Here is a 20,927-nt window from a genome sequence, read left to right as displayed (position 1 = left end):
GTTCGACTTGCATGTGTAAGGCATGCCGCCAGCGTTCAATCTGAGCCAGGATCAAACTCTACAGTTCGATCTTGATTACTCAACGGAATTGAACAAAGACTATTTTCATAGCTTCATTCTTTCTTCCGTGAGCGTTGTTAGATTTAACCTTCTCAGGTTGCATCCGTCCAAACGCCCACGCTTATTGGCTGTAAATTTTTAAAGATCATCGAAGCAGCTTTCGCTATCTTCGTTGCACTTGCTGTCGTCGTTTTGTTGACGTCGTCAGCAGCGCAGAAGCGAGATTATGAATCATTCTTTTTGATTTCGTCAAGCAGTCAGTGCAAATTATTTTTTACGCTGTCTGCGAGAGTTTTATCAGCCAGATAACTCTTCCCGCCACCATCAAGACCGCTAGTATATACCGGTTTTGCTGGCCCGATTTGAATTTGTTTTCTTTTCAGATTTCAAACTCAAACCAGTTTGCTTTTCAGGTTGCTTTTCACTTCCCTAATCAGCTTTCCAGTCACTCACCAAGACAATATGTCCGGGGTGGGTGACGCTGCTCAAAGTCGTTTAAAAACTTGTTTTGATCAGCGAAGACCGCGAGTCTAGCATGCATTTTTTGGGGAGCACAAGCCCGGCCGGAAAATTTCACACGGAGGACGTAATCCGCGCCGCGTGACTTACCGCTGAACGCCCCGCCTGGTGCTGGCCGAAGGCCCGCCGCAGCGCGGCCGGGCTGATAAGCAGCTCAGTGCAGCCGTTGCGCAGCCAGAAGTTCTACCGCTACGCGGCCGGGTTCTTCGCTCTCCATGATGCGGGGGATGGCCGCAGCCAGTCGCTGCGTATCCGCACGCAGCACACGCTGCTTGACGGATGGGATCTGCGACGGATGCATGGAGAAGCAGTTCAGCCCCATGCCCAGCAGCAGATCGGTAAAAAGTGCGTCCCCGGCCATTTCGCCGCACACACTCACGCCCTTGCCGGCCGCCCTGGCCTGGGCGATGGAAGAAGACAGGAGCTGCAGCACCGCCGGATGCCAGGGGTCATACAGATGAGCCACCGCCTCATCGGCACGGTCGATCGCCAGCGTGTACTGGATCAGATCGTTGGTCCCTATGGAGATGAAGTCCACATGGCGCAGCAGCATGGGCAGCATCAGCGCCGCGGCCGGCACTTCCACCATCACCCCCAGTTCCACCAGGCCATACGGCTGCCCGGCGTCGTCCAGCTGCTGCTTGACCCGCCGGATGGCTTCCTGAACCTGCTTGATTTCGCTCAAGTGCGCCACCATGGGCACCAGCAGCTTCACATGGCCAAAGGCACTCGCCCTATATATAGCGCGCAGCTGCTGGCGGAACATACTGGGTTCCGCCAGACTCCAGCGGATCGCCCGAAGGCCCATGGACGGGTTGAGCACATGTTCATGTCGGAGCTCATTGACGCTCATCCGGTCCAGCGGCTTGTCCGCCCCCACGTCCACCGTGCGAATAGTGACCGGCATACCCCGCATGGCTTCCACCGCAGCCCGATAAGCCTCGAACTGCTCGTCCTCGCTGGGTAACTCCCCCTCGCGGTTCATGAAGAGGAACTCACTGCGGAACAAACCCACGCCGGTCGCCCCGGCGTCCAGCGCCGCCACGGCGTCGCCAGGCAATTCAATATTCGCGTGCAATTCAATACGCTGCCCATCCAGAGTGATGGCAGGGGTATGGCGCAGCCTTGCCAGGCGTGCCCGTTCCAATTCGGACTGACGCTGCCGGAAGCGATATTCCTCCAGCACGATGGGGGAAGGATTGACGATGACCGTGCCGGCATCCCCGTCGATGATGACCCAGTCGTCCTGACGGATCAGTCGGGAGGCCTCACGCGTTCCCACCACCGCCGGGATATCCATGCTGCGCGCCACGATGGCGGTATGCGAGGTCTTGCCGCCGATGTCGGTGATGAAACCCTGGAAGACGCTGCGCTTGAACTGAATCATGTCGGCAGGCGCGATATCGGCAGCCACCAGCAGCAGGGGGTCCTCGCCAGCGAAGTCCCTGGCCACCACCACCGCAGCACCGGCGCCGCCCTTGTTCTGTCCGTGCCCCAACGCCGACAGGACACGCTCGACCACCTGCTCCAGGTCGGCCTTGCGCTCCCGGAGGTAGTCGTCCTCCATCTCGTCAAACTGGCGGGCCAGAACCTCCAGCTGCGCCGACAGTGCCCACTCCGCGTTGTAGTGCCGCTCGGCGATCCATTGCCTGGCGGCATCCACCAAGGCTTCATCGTTGAGCAGCAGCAGGTGCACATCCAGCAGCGCGTCCAGCTCGTGGGGGGCGTCTGCCGGCAGGTCGGCCTTCAGGTCCTGCAGTTCACGGGTCACGGCGTCGCGCGCCTGCAGCAGGCGCGCATATTCACTGTCCACCTCCGCGGTGGGGACGAAGTAGTGCGCGACGTCAACGCGGCTGGACGCGACCAGCACTGCGCGGCCGATGGCCACGCCACGCGACACAGGAATGCCGAAGACCTGGAAGCTCATGCGCCGACTGTAGCAGCGCCCCTGGACTCCCTCATGCCGATCCGGTCACTGGCAGTGTCCGCAGGGGCCTCGATGTCACCATTCGTTCACGGGTCGGTCACTGACAAGTCACCCTGGTCGCTCAGCATCCCGGCATCCCATCCGAAGGAGGCCATGCCATGAGGGATCTGCCGCTGCCTACCCTGCCCTTCTCTGATTTGCGCCCCTCCGAGGCGTCCCGGAGGTCACTTCCACTTGCATCGCAAGGGAACGTTGTCGACGCTCCGCGCGCTCGCTTCCATGTGGGCTGGGCGCGGTCGGAAGAAGAAGTCCGCCATGCCCAGCGCCTGAGGTACCGGGTCTTCGTGGACGAGATGGGTGCGCGCCTGAGCGTCCCCGCCTCGGCGCCCGCCGGCCACGACGTGGACATCTTCGACCCCTTTTGCGAGCACCTGCTGGTGCGCCTGCTGGACGCCGATCAACAGCCTGGCGAGGTGATCGGCACGTATCGCGTCCTGACCCCGGAAGCAGCCCGCCGCGCCGGTGGTCTGTATACCGAGACGGAATTCGATCTCACCCGGTTGCGCGCGTTGCGCCCCCGCATGGTGGAACTGGGCCGTTCCTGCGTGCACCCGGACCACCGCAACGGTGGTGCCATCATGGCCCTGTGGGGCGCCCTCACCGAGTTCATGGTGCGCAATGACCTGGACACCATGATTGGCTGCGCCAGCATCAGCATGCGCGACGGCGGGCATTACGCCGCCAGCATCTGGAAGCAGCTGGAAGTGCAGCACATGGCCGACATCGAATGGCAGGTACGCCCCCGCCTGCCGCTGCCGGTGGATGAACTGCGCCAGGATCTCGCGGTGGAGCCGCCGCCGCTGATCAAGGGTTACCTGCGCTGTGGCGCCCGTGTGTTGGGCCGCCCGGCCTGGGACCCCGACTTCAACACGGCGGATCTGCCCATGATGATGCGCATCGCGGATCTGCCGGCGCGTTATCGCCGGCACTTCCTGGGCGCCTGAGGCTTACTGCCCCTCGCCAAACTTGTCGTTCACCAGCGCCGTGATGGCGTCGTGAGCGGCCTGTTCGTCCTCGCCTTCCGTCTCCAGCGCCACTTCGGCGCCAATCCCGGCGGCCAGCATCATCACACCCATGATGCTCTTGGCATTCACCCGGCGGCCGTTGCGGCTCAGGAACACTTCAGACTTGTACCCCCCGGCCAGCTTGGTCAATTTGGCCGAGGCGCGGGCATGCAGCCCCAGCTTGTTGCTGATGGTGAGCGTGGACTTGATCATGAGCAGGAACGTTCGGGCGGAAAGTTGGTCGGCTGTTCGTACACGATGCCTTGCATGCCACCCTGGCTGGCGCGTTGCATGAGCGCGTCCAGGCTTTCTCCGGCATAACAAAGAGAACGCCAGAGCATAGGGACATTCACGCCCGCCAGCACCTTGACCTGTTCGCCCTGCAGACGCAGTGCCGCGTTGGTGGGTGTGGCGCCGTAGACGTCAGTCAGCACCAGGGTCTGCACATGTCCGGAGGCCTGGATCAGCGCGCGCGCCTTCAATTCCACTTCGTCCGCGCCCATTTCCGGGGTGACATCCAGCACGCTGAGTTGCAGCGAGCAGTGGGGGAAGGTGTGCTCCGCCACCTCTTTCAAGGCAGACGCGAGCGGGGCGTGGGCGATCAGGAGCAAGCCGGACATGAGCGCATTATCGTGCGGTGCCGCAAAGTCGGGCGCGTAACCCGGCAAATGTGCCTGACGACCGCATGCCGGGCATATGCCATCTACAAGCCATCTACATGCCAAGCAGGCGAGCCCGGCACATGCCAGACGCCTGTCGCCCGCGCCCCGGCCGGCGTCGCCGACGCCTCAGTCCGATCCCAACACCACGGACCCCAGAAACACATCCCAGGCTTCGTCATCCACCCGCTCACCCTGTAGCAGAAGTTGATAGACCCGAGGCCCTCGGGCAAAAACAGCCTGCCGCACGGCCTGGCCGGGCGCCCCGTTCCGGGCTTCCCAGCGCAGCTGGCCCGCTGCCGGATCCGCTGTCATGCCGGCGATCGCCAGCGGCGCCGAAGCCCCAGGCTCCAACACCTGGGCCCACTGGTCGTGCAGGCGTCGCAAGGCGGCCGGCACCTCCTTCGTCGTTCCCAGATCCACCCAGGTGAGCGCAAACTGACTTCCTTGCGCCTTGCAACTGAAGCTGCGCACCGTCAGCCTTCGGCCTTCCGGCCCTTGCTGCATCCGGTCTTCATGGGCGGGTTTGCAGGGGAACATCAGCCGCACGGCCGCCCCTTCGGGGCTGACCTCGCGCCAATTGAGTGCCGGGGAGCATCCCGCCATCAGGAGGGCACCCGCCGGCAGGGCCAGGAACGCCGCCATTCGGCGCACCCAAGCCCATCCACCCAAAGATTGTTTGCACATCCACCCATTATGGTGACCCGTCCGCAGCCTCTCCACGGCGGGATCCCACCAGTGGCGCGGGTGGGTGCGCCGGGCCGCCGGCCATACGAGAATCAGCCGATGAGTGAAGCCACCTCCATGCCCTCTTCTGACTCTCCTGACACTTCTGCCTTGTCCCCCTCTGCAGCCCGGGCCGCCCCCATGGCCCTGCAGGGGGTCCGCGTCCTGGATCTCTCCCGCGTGCTGGCGGGCCCCTGGTGCAGCCAGACACTCGCGGACCTTGGCGCCGACGTCATCAAGGTGGAGCGCCCCCGCCAGGCCGGACATCCGGGCGGCGACGACACCCGCAGTTGGGGCCCGCCCTACCTTCGGGACGCCGAGGGGGCGGACACTTCCGAAGCCGCCTACTATCTAGGCGCGAATCGCAACAAGCGCTCCATCGCCATCGACATCGCCAGCCCGCAAGGCCAGGCGCTCATCCGTGAGTTGGCCCTTCAGGCGGACGTCCTGCTGGAAAACTACAAGGTGGGCGATCTGACCCGCTACGGCCTGGACGCCCCGGCCCTGCGCGCCCTGAACCCTCGCCTGGTGTTCTGCTCCGTGACCGGTTTCGGCCAGAGCGGCCCTTATAGCGACCGGGCGGGATATGACTATGCCGTCCAGGGCCTGGGCGGCCTGATGAGCGTCACGGGGGAACGCGACGCCCTGCCCGGCGGGGGCCCGCAAAAGGTGGGCGTGGCCGTGGCAGACCTGTTCACCGGCATGTACGCCACCGTCGCCATCCTGGCCGCACTGCGCCATCGGGACGCCACCGGTGAAGGTCAGGTCATTGACATGGCCTTGCTGGACACGCAGGTCGCCATGCTGGCGAACCTCGGCGCCAACTATCTGTGTACCGGCCAGACGCCGGGGCGCATGGGCAATGCGCACCAGAACATCGTGCCGTACCAGACCTTCCATGCGGCGGACGGCCACCTGATCGTGGCCGTGGGCAACGACAAGCAATTCACCCGGTTCTGCGAGATCCTCGGTGAACCCGCGTGGGCCCAGGACCCGCGCTTTGCCACCAATGCCCAGCGGGTGCGCCACCGCGAGACCCTCGTTCCGATGCTGGCAGGGCGGATTGCCACGCAGCCGCGTCAGCACTGGCTGGACGCCATGGAAGACGCCAAGGTGCCAGGGGGTGCCATCAACAACCTGGCGGAGGTCTTCGACGACCCGCAGGTGCAGCATCGCCAGATGGTGGTGCCCATGGAACACCCGCTGACGGATCGACTCCGGGTGGTGGCCAGCCCCATGAAGCTCTCCGCCACCCCGGTGGCCTACCGTTTGCCCCCTCCGCTGCTCGGACAACATACCGACGCCATCCTGGCCGAACTGGGCCACGGGCCCGCCGACATCGCCGCCTGGCGCCAACAAGGAGTGATTGCATGATGACCCACCGGCCTGTGCCGCACCCACCCGCCGCCCCTGCGGCACCTGCCACGCGGCCCGGGCGGGTGCAGCCATGAGCGGCGCCGCCATCGTGCTCGTCCACGGCGCCTGGGGTGGCGCCTGGGTCTGGCAGCGAGTACTGGCGCCGCTGCGTGCCGCCGGCCACCGGGTGTTCACCGTCAGCCTCAGCGGCACCGGGGAACGCGCCCACCAACCCCAGGACGGCATCACCCTCCAGACCCACATCGATGACGTGCTGGCCGTCATCGACTGCGAGGAGTTGCAGCGGGTGGTGCTGGTCGGCCACAGCTACAGCGGCATGGTGATCACCGGTGTTGCGGATCAGCGGCGGGACCGCATCGCCCAGCTCGTTTATCTGGACGCCGTGGTCCCCTTGCCAGGCGAATGCTGGTCCAGCGGCCACACCGAGGAAACCCAGGCCCAGCGCCGCGCGATGATCCGCGAGCATGGCCACCTGCCTCCCTCGCCGCCTCAGGGCATGGGGCTGAACGAAGCGGATTTCGCCTGGGTGGAGCGCCGCCAGCGCCCGCAGCCCGGCGGTGTCTACGACAGCCCGCTCCAGTTCGATGCCCAGGCCTGGGCCACGCTCCCACGTTGCTTCATCGACTGCAACCGTCCTGCCCTGCTCACCATAGCCGCCTCCCGCAAGCGGGTCCGGGAGCAAGCGGGCTGGGTGCTGCACGAGATCCCGACCGGCCACGACGGCATGATCTCCGCCGCCCCGGCGCTGCTGGACATCCTCTTGCCGCTGGCCAACGCCCAGGCGGCCAAGCCCGAGCCCCCCCGCTGAGGCCCTCACCCCCTTGAACCAGCGGGTCGCCAGACGCCCGGCTACCCCGCCAATTCGTGAGGCATTTCACGATGTAACAATTGGTTCGAAAAGTCCCCCAACTCGGGGGATGGACGCTATTGGGACCCGTCGGAACCATGGCGACCTCCCGACCGCGGCGTTCGATTCGCGGCAAAAATCACAGAACGAGAAGCCATGCCGACCCCGCCCCCCACACCAGCAGGGAATGCCGCCGCCAATGACATGGCGCCCCGGTTGAGTGATTCCCAATGGGGGGAGATCGTCCAGCAGCTCGGCGCCGAGATTGCCGGGCCCCTCAGCGGCGCGCTGGAACGCATTCAGGAACTGATCAGTACCGGGCAGATCGACCGCCAGGGCCTGCGCGCCCTGCGCGAGGCCGTGGTCCAGGCCCGGGAAGCGGGCATGGTCACCCAGCAGTTGTCCAGGCTGGCTTCCGGCCGCCTGCGTCTGTCACGCGAGCGTGTGCACCTCACCCAGGTGCTGCGTGGGGTGCTCACCCAGCGCAGCCGTGAAACCCAGGCGCGGGGCATCCAGGTGCGGCAGTTGTTGCAGCCCATCGAGATCATGACGGACGGCTCGCTGCTGTTCTCCTTGCTGAATGCGGTGATGGACTGGGCCTTGACCAACACGCACTCCTCGCTGGAAATGCGCCTGGACCTGACACCCTGGCCCACCAAGGCCCGGCTGGTCTGCCGTTTCGCGCACCGCTCCCTGGACCTGGGCAGTGCGCCGACGGTGGCGCTCTCGGACACGCCCGAAGCGCTCAATTCCCTCACCTGGCGGCTGATCGAGCAGACGGCCCTGACCATCGGGGCGCTGCCGCTGCGGGAAGACGAGGCCGGCATCACCCTGCTGACGCTGGAGTTTCCGCACATCGTCAACGACGACGATCCGCGCCTGCAGCCTGCCCCCACGCCGATACCGGCCCCGTCACCAGCGCCGCCCCTGCAGGAACGCGACGAGGTGCTGCCCTCCCACAACTCCAAGCCCCTGGCCGGCTGCCACCTGCTGATCGTCTCCCCACGCAAGGAGCTGCGTCAGCAGATCCAGGAGGCGATCCGCCACATGGGTCTGATCATTGACGCCGTGGGTTCCATGGACGAGGCCCTGGCGTTCTGCGAGGACGGGCTGCCGCACGGCATCGCCTTCGAACACGGACTGCACGGGCCGGACTTTGACCGCCTGCACGCCGACATCACCGCCGAGGTGCCCAGCTTCAGCTTCATCGAAGTGCGGGACGGCGAGCAGCAGACCCAGCTCTCCACCGCCACGCCGGACCGTCTGGCGCGCATCTCGCGCGCCAACCTGGGAGATGCGCTGCCGTCCGTGCTGCTGTTTGAGCTGTCCAAGGCGATCTGAGCACCCCGATCGGTCGGCAGTTCGCCCCAGTCCGAGCGCGCCGCCGGGACATTGACGCAGCCCTTGGAAGCCCCTCATCAGCTGGCCTACACTCCCCCGCATGAAGCTGCCTCGATGGACTGGACTTGTGCTGCTGGTTGCCGCCGTCGGTGTAGGCGCCGGCTTGGCCTATGAGGGCCTGCTGTCGCGTGACACCGCGCCGCAGGTCCAGTACGTGCTGCTGGACGGCTCCAAGCACGAATCCAACCAGGCCTGGGCCGGCAAGGTGATGCTGGTCAATTTCTGGGCCACCTCCTGCACCACCTGTGTCCACGAGATGCCGCAGGTGGTGGCCACGCACCAGAAGTACAAGGACAAGGGCTTCGACACCCTGGCCGTGGCCATGAGCTACGACCCGCCCGCGTATGTCTCCAACTTCGCCGAGACGCGCCAGTTGCCCTTCAATGTGGCCATGGACAGCACCGGCGAGATTGCCAAGAGCTTTGGCAAAGTGCAGTTGACCCCCACCACCTTCCTGATCAACAAGCGCGGCGAGATCGTCAAGCGCTTTGTCGGCGAACCCGATTTCGCCGCCCTGCACGCCACCATCGAGAAGCTGCTGGCTGAAGGTTGAACACAACGAGGTCGGGGACGCCACAGCGACCGTCCGCCGAATCGTGTACCAGGCCCCCGCACACCGTGCGCGGAGTCCCGCGCAAAGCACGTTGACATGACTTCCGGCATGGCGTGACTTCGGGGAAGCCCACCCCTTTGCGATTCTTTTCGTCAGGGACACCAGGGCGCCGCCGCCCGATACTAGGGTGTACACAGGTGTCCAGCCAGTCCGAGTTGCCCCTTGCGGGAACCTTGGGTGAGCCAGCGGCAATACCTCCTCTCATTGCAGTTATCGCATTCGCTGTTGCATTCGCCATGGCGGCCGCATCGCCTGCCCCCGCTTCTCCAGCGGTACGGGCTGACGAGCCGCCCTGACCGCATGCCTCGTCTGCCCCAGGACCATTCGCCGGCCCGCATGAAAACAAATCAGCTCTCCTCCTCGTCGACAGCTTCTTTCGTTGCTTCCCGCCGCCCTGTGCGGCACCGGCCTGCGGTCCTCCCGGCACCGTCGGTTCAGGCGCCATCGGCCCAGGCCGGCAAAGCCGCTCCCTGGATTCTTGCGCTGGTCGTGCTGGCTGCAGCAGCAGGGGGCTGGTGGTGGTGGAAGGGGCGTGAGGCCAATGGCAGTGCGGGCGCACCCAACGCGGCCAGTGCCGCGGGTGGCCCGGGTGGCCCGGGCGGTCAAGGTGGCCAGGGGGGCCCCGGCGCGGGTGGCCCCGGTGGTGCCGGCGGCAATCGCCGCTTTGCCGCCAACCGGGTCCAGCCCGTTTCCGTGGCCCAGGTCCGGCTGCAGGACATCCGCCAGACCGCCTCCGCCATCGGCACCATCACCGCCTCCAACACCGCCGTGGTCCGGGCCCAGGTGAGCGGCGTGCTGCAGACCCTGCTTTTCAAGGAAGGCCAGCAGGTCAAGGCCGGCCAGGCCCTGGCGCAGATCGACCCGCGCGCCTTCCAGGCCGCGCTGGCGCAAGCCGAAGGTACGCTCGCCCGAGACAAGGCCACGCTGGACAACGCCCGCACCGACTTCACCCGCTACAAGGATCTGGTGGCCAAGGACGCACTGGCCAAGCAGACCCTCGACACCCAGGAAGCCACCGTCCGCCAGTTGGAGGGCACCGTCAAGGCCGACCAGGCCGCCGTGGACAGCGCCCGCCTGCAAGTCACTTACGCCCGCGTGCTGGCGCCCATCAGCGGCCGGGTCGGCCTCAAGCAGGTCGACATCGGCAACGTGGTGCAGACCAGCGACACCAACGGCGTGGTCAGCATCACCCAGACCCGCCCCATTGCCCTGACCTTCGCCGTCCCCTCCGGGCTGCTGCCGCAGATCACCGCCAGCCTCAAGGGCACCCAGGGCCTGGCGCCCATGACCGTGGAGGCCTGGAGCCGGGACGGCAAGACCCGCCTGGCCACCGGCAAGCTGGCGACGGCGGACAACGCCATTGACCTGACCACCGACACCATCAAGCTCAAGGCGCTCTTCCCCAACGACGACGACGCGCTCTATCCCAACCAGTCGGTCAGCGTGCGCCTGCAACTGGCCACCCTGCACGACCAGATGGCCGTGCCTGCCGCCGCCGTACTGCGCGGTGCCCAGGGCTTCTATGTCTATGTAGTGGGAGAAGACAACAGCGTCGTTACCCGCGTGGTGCAGCCCGGCTCGGTGGATGGCGACTGGATGGCCATCGATGGCCCGGTCAAGCCGGGTGAGCGTGTGGTGATCGACGGCGTGGACCGCCTGCGTGAAGGTGCCAAGGTGGAGGTTATCGCCGCCGACCCGAAACAGCGAGCCGGTGCCAATGCCGCGCCGCGTCGCCAACGTGGCGCCAGCGCGCCGGGCGGCGCTGCGTCAGGCCACGCTTCAAGCCCCTCGGCGCAAGCCGACGGTGATCGTCCGGCCTGGCTGGATCGCCTGCCCCCCGAGGTGGCGGAGAAGGTCATGAAGATGAGCCCCGCGGAGCGGGAAGCATGGATCGCGGAACGCCGGGCCAAGCGTCAGGCGGGCCCGGGTGGCCAGCCTGGCCAGGGCGCCTCGGGCGGCCAGTGATCCACGCATCGAACCGGAAACTGCGGCGATGAACCCGTCACGTCCCTTTATCGAACGGCCGGTGGCCACCTCGCTGCTGATGCTGGCGATCCTGCTGGCGGGCCTGCTGGCCTACCGGCTGCTGCCGCTGTCGGCCCTGCCGGAGGTGGATTACCCCACCATCCAGGTCACCACGCTCTACCCGGGTGCCAGCCCGGATGTCATCTCCACCACCGTCACCGCGCCGCTGGAGCGGCAGTTCGGCCAGATGCCCGGCCTCAGCCAGATGACCTCCGCCAGTTCCGGCGGTGCCTCGGTCATCACCCTGCGCTTCTCGCTGGGCCTGTCGCTGGATGTGGCCGAGCAGGAGGTGCAGGCCGCCATCAACGCCGGCAGCAACCTGCTGCCGAGCGACCTGCCCATGCCGCCGGTCTACAGCAAGGTCAATCCGGCTGACGCGCCGGTGCTGACCATTGCCATCACCTCCCCCTCCCTGCCGGTCATCAAGGTGCATGACCTGGTGGAGAACCGGCTGGCGCCGAAGCTCTCGCAGGTGGACGGCGTGGGCCTGGTCAGCATCGCCGGCGGCCGCCGCCCGGCCGTGCGCATCCAGGCCAACCCCAGCACACTGGCCGCCCTCGGGCTGTCGCTGGACGACGTGCGCAGCGCCATTGCCGCCGCCAACGTCAACCAGGCCAAGGGCAGCTTCGACGGTTCCCAGCGCGCCTCCACCATCGACGCCAACGATCAGTTGCGCTCCGCCGCGCAATACCAGGACCTGATCATTGCCTGGAAGAACGGCAACCCGCTGCGCCTGCGGGACGTGGCCGAGATCGTGGACGACGCGGAGAACCTCCGCCTGGCCGCCTGGGCGGATGTGCCTTGCGGCGCGTCCAATGACCCCGCAGCCGCGGCGGCCGACTGCCCCAAGGGGACTGGTGACACCAGGCAGGACACCAAGCAGGACGCCAACAAGGGCACCAAGACCGGCCGCTCCCTGGCCCAGGGCGTGATCCTCAACGTCCAGCGCCAGCCGGGGGCCAACGTCATCCAGACGGTGGACCGGGTCAAGGAACTGCTGCCCAAGCTGCAGGCCACGCTGCCCGCCTCTGTGGACGTGCAGGTCCTGGCCGACCGCACCACCACCATCCGCGCCTCGGTGGACGACACCCAGTTCGAACTGCTGCTGGCCATCGTGCTGGTGGTGATGGTGATCTTCCTGTTCCTGCGCAGCGCCAGTGCCACGCTCATCCCCAGCGTGGCGGTGCCGCTCTCGCTGGTGGGCACCTTCGGTGTCATGTACATGGCAGGTTTTTCCATCAACAACCTCACCTTGATGGCACTGACCATCTCCACCGGGTTCGTGGTGGATGACGCCATCGTGATGATCGAGAACATCGCCCGCTTCGTGGAGGAGGGGGACTCCCCGATGGAGGCCGCCTTCAAGGGGTCCAAGCAGATCGGCTTCACCATCATCTCGCTGACGGTGTCGCTGATCGCCGTGCTGATCCCGCTGCTCTTCATGGGCGACGTGGTGGGCCGCCTCTTCCATGAGTTCGCCATCACCCTGGCGGTGGCCATCCTGATCTCCGCCTTTGTCTCGCTCACGCTCACCCCGATGATGAGTGCGCGCCTGCTCAAGCCGGAGCGCCAGCAAAAGCATTCGCGCCTGGGCACCTGGAGCGCCGAGCGCTTTGACCGCCTGATCCATGCCTACGGCCGTGGTCTGGACTGGGTGCTGGACCGTCCGGCGCTGACGCTGCTGGGTTTCGCCGCCACGCTTGCGCTGACGGCGCTGCTGTATGTGGTGGTGCCCAAGGGCTTCTTCCCGGTCCAGGACACCGGCCTGCTGCAGGTGATCACCGAGGCCACGCAGAGCACCTCCTTCGACGCCATGGGCGAGCGCCAGCGCCGCCTGGCCGAGGCCTTCCTGAAGGATCCGGATGTGGACCACATCACCTCCTTCATCGGGGTGGACGGCTCCAACACCTCGCTCAACACCGGGCGGATGCAGATCACGCTCAAGCCCTTTGCGCAGCGCCACAGCGCCGCCACGGAGGTGATCGCCCGGCTGACCGAGGCCAACCAACATGTGCCGGGCATCACCGCCTACCTGCAGCCGGTGCAGGATCTGACCATCGAGGACCGGGTCTCCAAGACCCAGTACCAATTCCTGATCAGTTCCCCGGATTCCAACGACCTGGCCCAGGCCAACGACGCGTTGATGGCCCGGCTCAAGACCCTGCCGCAACTCGCCGACGTCGCCAGCGACCTGCAGAACCAGGGCCTGCAGGCCTGGGTGCAGATCGACCGCGAGGCGGCGGGCCGGCTGGGGGTCACCGTGGCGGCGATCGACACGGCGCTCTACAACGCCTTCGGCCAGCGGCTGATCTCCACCATCTATACCCAGTCCAGCCAGTACCGCGTGGTGCTGGAGGCCAGCCCCGAGTTCCGCACCGGCCCGCGCGCGCTGGAGGGGCTGTATGTCCCGGGCAGCACCACCAACACCGTCAACGGCATCTCGACCACGACTTCGGTGCAGGTGCCGCTGAGCTCGGTGGCGCAGATCATCGAGAAGCCGGCGGCACTGGCCATCAACCACGTGGCCCAGTTCCCGGCGGCCACCATCTCCTTCAACCTGCCCCCGGGCGTGGCGCTGGGCGATGCGGTCAAGGCCATCAAGGCCGAGCAGGCGCAGCTGGAGTTGCCGGTCAGCGTCGAAACCAGCTTCCAGGGTGCCGCGGAAGCCTTCAGCAACTCGCTCTCCAGCACCCTGTTCCTGATCCTGGCGGCAGTGGTGACCATGTACATCGTGCTGGGTGTGCTCTATGAGAGCTACATCCACCCGGTGACCATCCTCTCCACCCTGCCCTCGGCCGGCGTGGGGGCCCTGCTGGCCTTGCTGCTGGGCGGGCTGGACCTGGGCATCATTGCCATCATCGGCATCGTGCTGCTCATCGGCATCGTGAAGAAGAACGCGATCATGATGATCGACTTCGCGCTGGAGGCCGAGCGCGAACAGGGCCTGTCGCCGCGGGAAGCCATTCACCGGGCCTCGCTGCTGCGCTTCCGCCCCATCCTGATGACGACCATGGCGGCGCTGCTCGGCGCCTTGCCGATGATGATCGGCACCGGCGTCGGCCATGAGCTGCGCCATCCGCTGGGCGTCACCATGGTGGGCGGGCTGATCGTGAGCCAGTTGCTGACGCTGTTCACCACGCCGGTCATCTACCTCGGCTTCGCCAGCCTGGCGCAACGCTGGCGGGAGCGCCGCGCGCGCAAGGTGGCCGCATGAACATTTCAGCGCCGTTCATTGCCCGGCCGGTCGCCACCACGCTGATCACCATCGGCATTGCACTGGCGGGCATCCTGGGCTTCCAGTTGCTGCCCATAGCGCCGCTGCCCCAGGTGGACTTCCCCACCATCTCGGTCTCGGCCTCATTGCCGGGTGCCAGCCCGGACACCATGGCTGCCACCGTGTCCACGCCGCTGGAGCGGGCGCTGGGCAGCATCGCGGGCGTGACCGAGATCACCTCGCGCTCGTCCCAGGGTTCGGCCAACATCGTCCTGCAGTTCGACCTCAGCCGGGACATCAACGGTGCGGCGCGTGACGTGCAGGCGGCCATCAACGCCGCCCGTTCGCTGTTGCCCACCGGCATGCCCAGCAACCCGACCTACCGCAAGGTCAACCCGGCTGACGCGCCCATCATGATCATGGCGCTCACCTCCCAGACGCTGAGCCGGGGCCAGATGTATGACGCCGCCTCCACCGTGCTGGCCCAGCGGCTCGCGCAGGTCGAAGGCGTGGGCCAGGTCAACGTGGGCGGCGGCGCCCTGCCGGCCGTCCGGGTGGAACTCAACCCGGACAAGCTCGCGGCCAACGGCATTGCACTGGACACCGTGCGCACCGCCATCAGCAACACCAATGCCAACCGCCCCAAGGGGGCGGTGGAAGGCGGTGGCCGCTACTGGCAGATCGGTGCCAACGACCAGGCCCGCACGGCGGCGGAATACGCGCCGGTGGTGCTCTCCTATCGCAATGGCGCGGCGCTGCGCCTGAGCGATGTGGGAGAGGTGCAGGATTCGGTGCAGGACGTGCGCAACTACGGCGCCTCCAACAAGCAGCCCGCCATCCTGCTGTTCATCCAGAAGGAACCGGGGGCCAACATCATCGAGACGGTGGCCCGCATCCGCGAGCTGATCCCGCACCTGCAAGCGTCGATCTCGCCGTCCATCGAGCTCAAGGTCATCAGTGACCGCACGCCGACCATCCGCGCCTCGCTGGAAGAGGTGGAGCGCGCCATGGCGGTTTCCGTCGGCCTGGTGATCCTGGTGGTGCTGCTGTTCCTGCGCAGCTGGCGGGCCACCCTGCTGCCGGCGGTGGCGGTGCCGGTCTCGCTGGCCGGCACTTTCGGCATCATGTATTTGTTCGGCTACAGCCTGGACAACCTCTCGGCCATGGCACTCACGGTGGCCACCGGATTCGTGGTGGATGACGCCATCGTGGTGCTGGAAAACATCTCCCGCTACATCGAGCAGGGCTACGCACCGCGCGAGGCGGCCCTGAAAGGGGCCAAGGAAATCGGCTTCACCGTCATCTCCATCAGCCTGTCGCTGGTGGCGGTGTTCATTCCCATCCTGCTGATGGGCGGCGTGGTGGGCCGGCTGTTTCGCGAGTTCGCGGTGGTGCTGTCGGCGTCCATCCTGGTGTCCATGGTGGTCTCGCTCACCACCACGCCCATGATGGCCTCCCGGGTGCTGCGCCGTCGTGACGAGCCCGTGCCCTTGGCCCGTCGGGGCCGCCAGGGCTGGATGGCGCGCTGGGCGGGCCGTTTCAATCGCGGTCTCGCGCGCGGCTACCGGCGCAGCCTGATGTGGACGTTGCGCCATCAGCCCGTGGCGCTGGCCTCGCTGGTGGCCGTGGTGGCCGTCAACGTCTATCTCTATGGCGCCATCCCCAAGACCTTCTTCCCGCAGCAGGACACCGGCGTGCTCATCGGTGGTGTGCAGGCCGACCAGGGCAGCTCCTTCGGCATGATGCGGGCCCGGGTGGACCGCTTCATGGACATCATCCTGTCCGACCCGGCGGTCGAGAACGTCAACGGCAACACCTCCGGCGGCAACTCAGCCAACTTCTACATCACGCTCAAGCCGCTGTCTGAACGCAAGATCTCCGCCGATGGTGTGGTGAACCGCCTGCGGGACAAGATGGCGCACGAGCCCGGGGCCAATCTCTTCCTGGTGCCGGTGCAGGACATCCGCATCGGCGGGCGGCAGTCCAACTCGCAATACCAGTTCACGCTGCAGGCCGACGACCTGGAGGTGCTGCGCACCTGGGAACCGCGCGTGCGCAATGCCTTGTCCCAACTGCCCGAGCTCACCGACGTCAACACCGACCAGCAGGACAAGGGCATCCAGACCTCGCTGGTGATTGACCGCGATGCGGCGGCGCGGCTGGGCATCTCCGTCAGCACCATCGACACCACCCTCAGCAACGGGTTCAGCCAGAAGCAGGTGGGCGTCATCTACAACCCGCTCAACCAGTACCGGGTGGTGATGGAGCTGGCGCCGGCCTACCTCACGGGGCCGGAAACGCTGAAGAAGCTTTATGTCACCAGCACCAGTGGTGCGCAGGTGCCCCTGTCCGCCTTCACGCGGGTGGAGACCACCAACACGCCGCTGTCGGTCAACCACCAGGGGGGTGCGCCGGCGTCCACCATCAGCTTCAACCTGCCGCCGGGCGTGTCGCTCTCGCAGGCCACGGAGGCCATCACCAACGCGATGGCGGAGCTGGGTGTGCCGGTCTCGCTGCGCGGCACCTTTGCCGGCACGGCCAACGCATTCCAGGACGCGCTGAAGTCGCAGCCGCTGCTCATCGGTGCGGCCATCATTGCCATCTACCTGGTGCTGGGCATGTTGTATGAGAGCCTGGTGCATCCGGTCACCATCCTCTCCACCTTGCCCTCGGCGGGTGTGGGGGCCTTGCTGGCGCTGATGATGTTCAACACCGAGTTCTCCATCATTGCCCTGATCGGCGTGATCCTGCTCATCGGCATCGTGAAGAAGAACGCGATCATGATGATCGACTTCGCCATTGCCCGGCAGCGCAGCACGGCACACCTCTCGGCGGGCGCGGCCATCTTCCGCGCCGCCAAGCTGCGCCTGCGGCCCATCCTCATGACCACCTTTGCCGCCATCTTCGGTGCGGTGCCGCTGGCGGTCGGGTCCGGGGATGGTGCCGAGCTGCGCCAACCGCTGGGCATTGCCATCGTGGGCGGCCTGATCCTGAGCCAACTGCTCACGCTCTACACCACGCCGGTGGTGTTTGTGCTGATGGAGCGCCTGCGCCAGAAGGTCCTGCGGCGTCGCGCACGTCGCCACGCGCCGCCCGCCACCCCGCTGCAACCCGAGCCGCCTGCGGCTCCGTCCCTCCAGGGCTGAGATCCATGACGACCCGACCCCATTCCAGGCTGCCTCATCTGTCCAAGGCCCCCATGTCTGTCCGCGCTGTCCGTTCCACCTCGTCGGCCCCTTCTGCAAGCGCCGCCGAGCCCTCCCGTGCCCCCGGCGCCGCGACGACCTCCCGCGCCTTGGCGTGCGCAGTGCCGAGGCGCGCTGCTCGGAGGCCCGCTCTTGTGCCCGCTCTTGTGCCCGTCGTGGTGCCCATGCTCGCGGCGCTGCTGACAGCGGGCCTGTCCGGTTGCGCCATCACCCGCAAGGAGCCACCGCCACCGGTGAGCGCACCGGCGGCGTACAAGGAAACCGACCTGTGGCAACGCGCCCAGCCGGGCACGGCCGACAGCGTGCCCGAGGCCTGGTGGACCTTGTTCCAGGATCCGGTGCTCAACGACCTGCAGGCCCGCCTGGTCATTGGCAACGAAAACCTGAAGTCCTCGATTGCACAGGTGGCCAGCGCGCGTGCGGCGGTGGACGCCAGCAGCTCGGCGATGTTCCCGACGCTCTCGGCCGGCTTCAGTGGCACCCGCAGTGCCAGCCCGGACGGCAACGTCAGTGAAGGCTCCATCAGCCGTGGCCCCACCAACAGTGCCCAGCTGTCGTTGAGCGCCAGTTGGGAGGCGGACCTCTGGGGGCGGTTGCGGCTGGCCAGTGAGGGCGCGCAGGCCATCTTGCAGGCCACGGCGGACGACCTGGCGGCAGCCCGCCTCTCGGCACAGACCACGCTGGCACAGAGCTATTTTTCGCTGCGAACCGCCGAGGCCCAGGAAGAACTGTACGACCGCAGCGTGAAGGCCTATGAGCGTTTCCTGGCCCTGACGCAGGTGCGTTATCAGGGCGGTGTGGCGGCCCGCAGCGACGTGCTGCAGGCGCAGACCCAGCTACGTTCGGCGCAGGCGCAGTTGCTCGAGACCCAGGCCACGCGTGCCCAGCTGGAGCATGCCATCGCCGTGTTGCTGGGCCTGCCGCCGTCAGCGCTGAAGCTGGACGCGAGCGCCGCCTTGCCGCAGCCACCGGCAGTGCCACGCATGGTGCCTTCACAGTTGCTGGAGCGCCGCCCGGACATTGCGGCGGCACAGCGCCGTGTGGTGGCGGCCTATGCGCAAATCGGCGTGGCCGATGCGGCCTTCTTCCCCACCTTGTCCTTGTCGGCCAGCGGGGGCTACCGCAGCAGCAGCCTGTCCAACCTGGTCAGCGCGCCCAATCTATTCTGGTCACTGGGCCCGTCGCTGGCGCTCTCGATCTTTGACAACGGTCAGCACAAGCTCGCCAGCGCTCAGGCGCGCGCCAGTGCGGACGCTGCGGCGGCCACCTATCGCCAGGCGGTGCTCACGGCCATGCAGGAAGTGGAAGACAACCTCATCCTGGCTGACCGCCTGGACCGTGAGGCGCAGTTGCAGCAGGAGGCGCTGGACGCCGCCCAGCGCAACCTGGCGCTGGTGACGGATCAATACCGTGCGGGCACGGTCAGCTTCCTGGAGGTGACCACGGCGCAGAACAGTGCGTTCACCACCGAAGCGTCCTTGTTATCTGTCCGGAACCGGCAGCTTGCAGCGGTGAATCTTCTGTTGAAGAACATCGCGGGGCGGTGGAGCCCGGCCTGAGCCCCACCGTGGTTCGCGGGAGCCGACTGCCGGTCTGATCAGGCAGTCTTCTCGATCTTTTCCAGCGCCGCATGCGCCTGCTGGTCGGCGTGATAGCTGCTGCGCACCATGGCGCCGACAGCGGCGTGGGTGAAGCCCATCTTGTAGGCTTCTTCTTCCAGCATCTTGAAGGTGTCCGGGTGCACATACCGCCGCACGGGCAGGTGGTGCCCGGAGGGGGCGAGATACTGGCCGACGGTCAGCATGTCGATGTTGTGCTCGCGCATGTCCCGCATCACCTGCAGGATCTCTTCATCCGTCTCACCCAGGCCCACCATGATGCCGCTCTTGGTCGGCACATGCGGCACTTCTTCCTTGAAGCGCTTGAGCAGGTTGAGACTGAACTGGTAGTCGGACCCGGGGCGCGCTTCCTTGTACAGACGGGGGGCGGTTTCCAGGTTGTGGTTCATCACGTCCGGCGGGGCGGCACGCAGGATGTCCAGCGCGCGGTCCATGCGGCCGCGGAAGTCCGGCACCAGCACCTCGATCTGGGTACGCGGGCTCAGCTCCCGCACCTTGCGAATGCATTCGGCGAAGTGGCCGGCGCCGCCGTCGCGCAGGTCGTCGCGGTCCACGCTGGTGATCACCACGTAGCTGAGCTTCAGCGCCGCGATGGTCTTGGCCAGGTTCAGCGGCTCATCCACATCCAGGGGATCCGGCCGGCCGTGGCCCACATCGCAGAACGGGCAGCGACGGGTGCATTTGTCGCCCATGATCATGAACGTGGCCGTGCCCTTGCCGAAGCATTCCCCGATGTTGGGGCAGGACGCTTCCTCGCAGACCGTGTGCAGCTTGTGCTCGCGCAGGATCTGCTTGATCTCGTAGAACCGGGTGGTGGGCGAGCCCGCCTTCACCCGGATCCAGTCCGGCTTCTTCAATTGTTCAGCCGGCACGATCTTGATGGGGATCCGTGCCGTCTTGGCCTGGGCCTTTTGCTTGGCGGACGCGTCATAGTCGGCCGCGCTTTTTGCTTCGTGCGTGATGTTCTCGGTTGCCATGGCAGGCGTGCTCCGTCGGAAGCTCAGGGGCTCAGCTGCGCTTGCAGGCGCTCACCGAACCGCCGGGCCACCGTGGCCCAGTCCGTGAAAACCCCGAGTGTACCGAGGTCCACCGTGGCCAGCCCTGCGTAACCGCACGGGTTGATCCCGTAGAAGGGCTTCAGGTCCATCGCCACATTCAATGCCACCCCGTGATAGGTGCAGTGCCGGCTCACCTTGATGCCCAGGGCCGCCACCTTTCCCAGCCCCTTGAACGGGTCTGCCGGATCGGCTGGCAAGGACAGTGCGGCATGCGCCCGCGGGTCATCCAGGCGCACATAGATGCCGGGGGCCCCGCCGACCCGGTGGCCGGTGATGCCCAGGCCTTCCAGGGTCTGGATCACGGCGGTTTCCAGCCGGAACACATATTCCTTGACGTAGATTCCCAGCCGCTTGAGGTCGATCAGCGGGTAGGCCACCACCTGGCCGGGGCCGTGATAGGTCACCTGGCCGCCGCGGTTGGTCTGGATCACCGGGATGCCGGCGGGGGCCAGCACATGGTCGGGCTGTCCGGCCAGGCCCTGGGTGTAGACCGGGTCGAACTCGCACAGCCAGAGTTCGTCGGGGGTGTCGGGGGTGCGGGTGTCGGTGAAGGCACGCATGGCCTCCAGCGTGGCCGCATAGTCCACGCGGCCCAGGGTCTTGACCAGCATC

At 66.5% G+C, this 20,927-nt stretch carries 15 protein-coding genes and 1 rRNA gene; 9 read left to right on the top strand and 7 right to left on the bottom strand.

What is annotated here, in order from left to right; genetic code table 11:
• Together BMY53_RS22870 and ptsP are read right to left on the bottom strand one after the other, a co-directional pair.
• A 16S ribosomal RNA gene (locus BMY53_RS22870) occupies positions 1-67 on the bottom strand; the annotation flags it as partial.
• Positions 68-733: 666 nt separating this feature from the next.
• Positions 734-2,506, bottom strand: a complete 1,773-nt coding sequence (gene ptsP, locus BMY53_RS22865) for a phosphoenolpyruvate--protein phosphotransferase (protein ID WP_092949043.1) — start codon at positions 2,504-2,506, stop codon at positions 734-736.
• A 158-nt stretch (positions 2,507-2,664) separates the two neighbouring features.
• Here ptsP and BMY53_RS22860 point away from each other — a divergent pair, with 158 nt between their 5' ends.
• The gene (locus BMY53_RS22860; RefSeq protein WP_092949041.1) at positions 2,665-3,510 is read left to right on the top strand and encodes a GNAT family N-acetyltransferase; all 846 of its coding nucleotides are present in this window, start codon (positions 2,665-2,667) and stop codon (positions 3,508-3,510) included.
• 3 nt (positions 3,511-3,513) lie between these two features.
• Here the strand turns inward: BMY53_RS22860 and BMY53_RS22855 are convergent, their stop codons facing one another.
• The 3 genes from BMY53_RS22855 to BMY53_RS22845 form a co-directional block, all read right to left on the bottom strand.
• Complete coding sequence (locus BMY53_RS22855) at positions 3,514-3,783, bottom strand: HPr family phosphocarrier protein (protein ID WP_092949039.1); 270 nt, start codon at positions 3,781-3,783, stop codon at positions 3,514-3,516.
• Positions 3,780-4,190: a PTS sugar transporter subunit IIA gene (locus tag BMY53_RS22850; RefSeq protein WP_255370342.1), complete on the bottom strand. Its 411-nt coding sequence runs from the start codon at positions 4,188-4,190 to the stop codon at positions 3,780-3,782. Before BMY53_RS22850 ends, BMY53_RS22855 begins: the two co-directional genes overlap by 4 nt.
• A gap of 168 nt (positions 4,191-4,358) precedes the next feature.
• Positions 4,359-4,874, bottom strand: coding sequence for a hypothetical protein (locus BMY53_RS22845; protein WP_092949037.1), 516 nt, complete (start codon positions 4,872-4,874; stop codon positions 4,359-4,361).
• Positions 4,875-5,096: 222 nt separating this feature from the next.
• Here BMY53_RS22845 and BMY53_RS22840 point away from each other — a divergent pair, with 222 nt between their 5' ends.
• The 8 genes from BMY53_RS22840 to BMY53_RS22805 all read left to right on the top strand — a co-directional run bounded on the left by BMY53_RS22840 (position 5,097) and on the right by BMY53_RS22805 (position 19,197).
• The gene (locus BMY53_RS22840) at positions 5,097-6,329 is read left to right on the top strand and encodes a CaiB/BaiF CoA transferase family protein (protein ID WP_092949035.1); all 1,233 of its coding nucleotides are present in this window, start codon (positions 5,097-5,099) and stop codon (positions 6,327-6,329) included.
• Positions 6,322-7,140 (top strand): alpha/beta fold hydrolase, encoded by an 819-nt coding sequence (locus BMY53_RS22835; RefSeq protein WP_255370341.1) that lies wholly within the window; start codon positions 6,322-6,324, stop codon positions 7,138-7,140. Before BMY53_RS22840 ends, BMY53_RS22835 begins: the two co-directional genes overlap by 8 nt.
• 195 nt (positions 7,141-7,335) lie before the next feature.
• Positions 7,336-8,520 (top strand): sensor histidine kinase family protein, encoded by a 1,185-nt coding sequence (locus tag BMY53_RS22830; protein WP_143074196.1) that lies wholly within the window; start codon positions 7,336-7,338, stop codon positions 8,518-8,520.
• A gap of 100 nt (positions 8,521-8,620) precedes the next feature.
• The gene (locus tag BMY53_RS22825; protein WP_092949029.1) at positions 8,621-9,133 is read left to right on the top strand and encodes a TlpA family protein disulfide reductase; all 513 of its coding nucleotides are present in this window, start codon (positions 8,621-8,623) and stop codon (positions 9,131-9,133) included.
• Between the two features lie 456 nt (positions 9,134-9,589).
• On the top strand, positions 9,590-11,158 hold the full coding sequence (locus BMY53_RS22820) for an MdtA/MuxA family multidrug efflux RND transporter periplasmic adaptor subunit (RefSeq protein ID WP_404947905.1): 1,569 nt from the start codon (positions 9,590-9,592) through the stop codon (positions 11,156-11,158).
• A 28-nt stretch (positions 11,159-11,186) separates the two neighbouring features.
• On the top strand, positions 11,187-14,432 hold the full coding sequence (locus BMY53_RS22815) for an efflux RND transporter permease subunit (RefSeq protein ID WP_092949057.1): 3,246 nt from the start codon (positions 11,187-11,189) through the stop codon (positions 14,430-14,432).
• A complete protein-coding gene (locus tag BMY53_RS22810) occupies positions 14,429-17,578 on the top strand; it encodes a multidrug efflux RND transporter permease subunit (protein ID WP_092949027.1) in 3,150 nt (1,049 codons plus the stop codon). Before BMY53_RS22815 ends, BMY53_RS22810 begins: the two co-directional genes overlap by 4 nt.
• 194 nt (positions 17,579-17,772) lie before the next feature.
• Complete coding sequence (locus BMY53_RS22805) at positions 17,773-19,197, top strand: efflux transporter outer membrane subunit (RefSeq protein WP_255370340.1); 1,425 nt, start codon at positions 17,773-17,775, stop codon at positions 19,195-19,197.
• A 38-nt stretch (positions 19,198-19,235) separates the two neighbouring features.
• Here BMY53_RS22805 and lipA read toward each other — a convergent pair whose 3' ends face one another.
• The gene (gene lipA / locus BMY53_RS22800) at positions 19,236-20,234 is read right to left on the bottom strand and encodes a lipoyl synthase (protein ID WP_092949025.1); all 999 of its coding nucleotides are present in this window, start codon (positions 20,232-20,234) and stop codon (positions 19,236-19,238) included.
• A gap of 23 nt (positions 20,235-20,257) precedes the next feature.
• Positions 20,258-20,926: a lipoyl(octanoyl) transferase LipB gene (gene lipB, locus BMY53_RS22795; protein ID WP_092949023.1), complete on the bottom strand. Its 669-nt coding sequence runs from the start codon at positions 20,924-20,926 to the stop codon at positions 20,258-20,260.
• Position 20,927: the final 1 nt, after the last annotated feature.

Origin of the sequence: Roseateles sp. YR242, from assembly GCF_900109745.1 — a bacterium.
Lineage (GTDB): Bacteria > Pseudomonadota > Gammaproteobacteria > Burkholderiales > Burkholderiaceae_C > Roseateles.
The sequence above is the reverse complement of the archived record's forward strand: the minus strand, read 5'-3'. Positions and strand labels throughout refer to the sequence as shown.

Coding starts and splice junctions, on each gene's coding strand:
- BMY53_RS22840 (WP_092949035.1), top strand. CDS start 5,097: ATGGCCCTGCAGGGGGTCCGCGTCCTGGATCTCTCCCGCGTGCTGGCG.
- BMY53_RS22815 (WP_092949057.1), top strand. CDS start 11,187: ATGAACCCGTCACGTCCCTTTATCGAACGGCCGGTGGCCACCTCGCTG.
- BMY53_RS22830 (WP_143074196.1), top strand. CDS start 7,336: ATGCCGACCCCGCCCCCCACACCAGCAGGGAATGCCGCCGCCAATGAC.
- BMY53_RS22810 (WP_092949027.1), top strand. CDS start 14,429: ATGAACATTTCAGCGCCGTTCATTGCCCGGCCGGTCGCCACCACGCTG.
- lipA (WP_092949025.1), bottom strand. CDS start 20,234: ATGGCAACCGAGAACATCACGCACGAAGCAAAAAGCGCGGCCGACTAT.
- lipB (WP_092949023.1), bottom strand. CDS start 20,926: ATGCTGGTCAAGACCCTGGGCCGCGTGGACTATGCGGCCACGCTGGAG.
- BMY53_RS22845 (WP_092949037.1), bottom strand. CDS start 4,874: ATGGCGGCGTTCCTGGCCCTGCCGGCGGGTGCCCTCCTGATGGCGGGA.
- BMY53_RS22825 (WP_092949029.1), top strand. CDS start 8,621: ATGAAGCTGCCTCGATGGACTGGACTTGTGCTGCTGGTTGCCGCCGTC.
- ptsP (WP_092949043.1), bottom strand. CDS start 2,506: ATGAGCTTCCAGGTCTTCGGCATTCCTGTGTCGCGTGGCGTGGCCATC.
- BMY53_RS22855 (WP_092949039.1), bottom strand. CDS start 3,783: ATGATCAAGTCCACGCTCACCATCAGCAACAAGCTGGGGCTGCATGCC.
- BMY53_RS22860 (WP_092949041.1), top strand. CDS start 2,665: ATGAGGGATCTGCCGCTGCCTACCCTGCCCTTCTCTGATTTGCGCCCC.
- BMY53_RS22850 (WP_255370342.1), bottom strand. CDS start 4,190: ATGTCCGGCTTGCTCCTGATCGCCCACGCCCCGCTCGCGTCTGCCTTG.